This window comes from uncultured Methanofollis sp. (assembly GCF_937919355.1).
Lineage (GTDB): Archaea > Halobacteriota > Methanomicrobia > Methanomicrobiales > Methanofollaceae > Methanofollis.
Genome location: NZ_CALFSA010000129.1, coordinates 1 through 3,231 on the forward strand (window position 1 = coordinate 1; position 3,231 = coordinate 3,231).

Consider the following 3,231-nt stretch of genomic DNA (forward strand, 5'->3'; position numbering starts at 1 on the left):
AGCGGGGTGTCGTCGACGGAGGAGGAGCACGCCGCGGCGTTGCGCCGGGCCGACGAGATCGCCCTCTGGCTTGACGAGCAGGGCTTCCCCCATCCGGTCCGCGCCGACTCCGGGAACGGGGCGCACCTCCTCTACGCAATCGACCTCCCGAACGACGACGGAGGACTTGTGAAGGGCGTGCTCGCCACCCTCGACGCCCTCTTTTCCGACGAGACAGTCACCGTCGATACGGCGAACTTCAATGCCGCCCGGATCTGGAAACTCTATGGCACCTGCTCACGGAAGGGGGACAACACCCCCGAGCGACCGCACCGAAGGGCGCGGCTCCTCTCGGTGCCTGAGGAGAGGGAGATCGTCGCGGTAGAAAAACTTCGTGCGATAGCCACCCGCCTCCCCGTCGAGGCGCCACCTGCGCCGAAGGGGTCGAAGATCGACCTCGGGAAGTGGCTTTCGGAGCACGGCCTCGGCGTGCGGAGCACGCGGCCCTGGCAGGGCGGGACACTGCACGTCCTCGAAGACTGCCCCTTCTCGACCGCCCACCACGACGGCGCCTTCGCCGTCCAGTTCCCCTCGGGAGCGGTCTACGCCGGGTGTCACCACGCGAGTTGCGGCGGCGGGAAACAGAGGTGGCCCGAGTTGCGGGCCATGCACGAACCGAAGAGACAGACAAAGCAAAAGGCGACACCGCCTTCGCCCGAGGCCGCAGAGGTCAGGGAGCGGGCGATGGAAATTCTCCGGGACGGCGACCCCCTCGCCTTCCTCCTCGACACCTTCCACAGGGAGCACGTCGGCGACCGCACCGTCGCCGAGTGCCTGATCATGTCCGTCGCCTCCCAGTCCGTCGAGAACACCAACGGCCTCCACGTCGCCATCTCCGGCAACTCCGGCAAGGGCAAGACCCACGCCTGCGCCACCATGCTCACCCTCATCCCGGAGACCTTCAGGCTCACGGGCACCGTCTCCGACAAGGCCCTCTACTACCACGACAAACTCCGCCCCGGCACCGTCTTCCTCTTCGACGACGTCTCCCTCTCCGACGACATGCAGGAACTCCTGAAGAGCGCCACCGCCAATTTCCGGGAACCCATCGAGCACCGCACCCTCACCACTGACAGGCGCCTGCGTGTCTGCACCATCCCGGAACGCTGCGTCTGGTGGCTTGCGAAAGTGGAGAGCGTCGGCGACGACCAGGTGATGAACCGCATGCTCACCGTCTGGATCGACGACTCGAAAGAACAGGACGAGCGGGTGCTCGCCCACATGAAGACGGCCGAGGCAGGGCGCCGCGGCGACGTCGAGGACGAGGACGTCCACGTCTGCCGGGCGATCTGGGAGGTCCTCAAGGAGCGGACCGTCTACGTCCGCGTCCCCTTCGCGACGCGGATCTCTTTCCGGACCGCGAGGAACCGCCAGAACCCGGCCATGCTCTTCGACCTGATCAAGGCCTCCGCCCTCCTCCACGTCTTCCAGCGGGAGCAGGACGACGACGGGAGCCTCGTCGCCGACCGCAAGGACTTCGACTATGCCCGCAGGCTCTTCCTTGCGATCAACGGCGAAGCCGGGGGGCAGGAAACGAAACTGACCAGGAACGAGTCCGCCGCCCTGGAGACGATCGCAAAGATGGGCCTTGAGGTCTTCACCGTCAGGGAGTTGCAGGACGCCCTCGGACTCTCGTACCACCAGACCTACCGCCTGCTCCACGGCTACACGAACAGCAGGACGACCTACACCGGCATCCTGGACAAGTGCCCGGCGGTGAGTCTCATCGACGCCACGGTGGCCGACGAGCACTTCGGGATCGAGATGAAAAGGCGGGAGCATTATTTCTCGTTCGACGACCGGGCCTACCGCGACTGGATGGCGAAAGCGGACGTCTGGATCGACGACGACCCCGACCCTTCCACCTTCGCGCCCGGTTTGCACCAGAGCGGTGGAAATGATCCGGCCGTAGAAGGGGAGCGTTCCTGACGTCTATGTGTGTACAGAGTACAATATGAGAAGTGTGTACAGATACCCCGGTAAATTTGCACACCACCCGGAGAACACACGGCACGCCCGCGGCCGCGGGGGCGGGGTGTGTGGTGCTGTGAAATCCGGGGTGGTGCAAACGTCGGCGAGCACCCGGCGTGCACGGCTCCGTTGCCTGATCGACGACTGCAGGCGACGGATTTCCCCGGTGCAAACCCGGCGCGAAGGAGAGAAAACAGGTGCAAAGGTGCAGAGCCATCGACGTGCCGGCGCGACAGGGGGGCACCCGGAATGTTCCCCGGTGCATTCCAGAAGATAATTATGCTCCCGCGTCCCCCCTCCCCGTACGATGACCACCCACGCACCCATCGACCTGAAGGCGATCGCACGGGACGCCATGGAGACGTACGGGTTCTCCCCCCGGTTCCCCCCGGCCGTCGAGAGGGAGGTCGGCGCAATCGCGGCGCCTGCCGTGCCGCACGGCGTCCGCGACCTCTCGTCCCTCCTCTGGTCGTCCATCGACAATGTCGACTCACAGGACCTCGACCAGGTCGAGTTCTGCGAGCGCCTCAGCCGCGGCGAGATCCGTGTGCGGGTGGCGGTCGCCGACGTCGACGCCTCCGTGCCCATGGGGTCGGCGGCCGACCGGCACGCCGCCCACAACGGCACCTCGGTCTACACCGGGGTCGAGACCTTTCCCATGCTCCCGGACAGACTCTCGAAGGGGATCACCTCGCTCCTGCCGGGCCCGCACAGCCTCGCCGTCGTCGTCGAGTACACCGTCCGCCCGGACGGGAGCACCCGGCCCGGCGGGATATACCGGGCGCTCGTCTGCAACAGGGCGAAACTCGTCTACGAGGAGGTCGGCGACTGGCTGGAAGGCGCCGGCGACCCTCCCGCAATCTTTTCCGACGTCCCCGGCCTGGAGGAGCAGGTCCGCATGCAGGACGAGGCCGCCCGGAGACTGCGGCGGCACAGGACGGAGCAGGGTGCGCTCGTCGACCTCGAAACAATCGAGGCGGCACCGGTGATGGAGGGGGGGAGGGTGACAGACCTCGTCGTCCCGCGGCAGAACGCGGCCCGGCGCCTCATCGAGGAGTTCATGATCGGGGCGAACGGCGTGATGGTGGAGTACCTGGGCCGGGCCGGCGTTCCCATGGTCCAGAGGGTCGTCCTGACGCCGAAGAACTGGGACGGGATCGTGGCGACGGCCGCGGAGTACGGCTGGCGTCTCCCGAAGAAACCCAACGCCAAGGCCCTCTC

2 protein-coding genes are annotated in these 3,231 nt (G+C 66.7%); both read left to right on the top strand.

Annotation, left to right across the window (positions count from 1 at the left end; all coding sequences use genetic code 11):
• Positions 1 to 1,968: hypothetical protein (locus tag Q0520_RS06050; protein ID WP_298667624.1), on the top strand; the 1,968-nt coding region annotated here is incomplete at its 5' end.
• Between the two features lie 349 nt (positions 1,969 to 2,317).
• The coding region (locus Q0520_RS06055; RefSeq protein ID WP_298667626.1) for a ribonuclease catalytic domain-containing protein at positions 2,318 to 3,231 on the top strand (914 nt) is incomplete at its 3' end.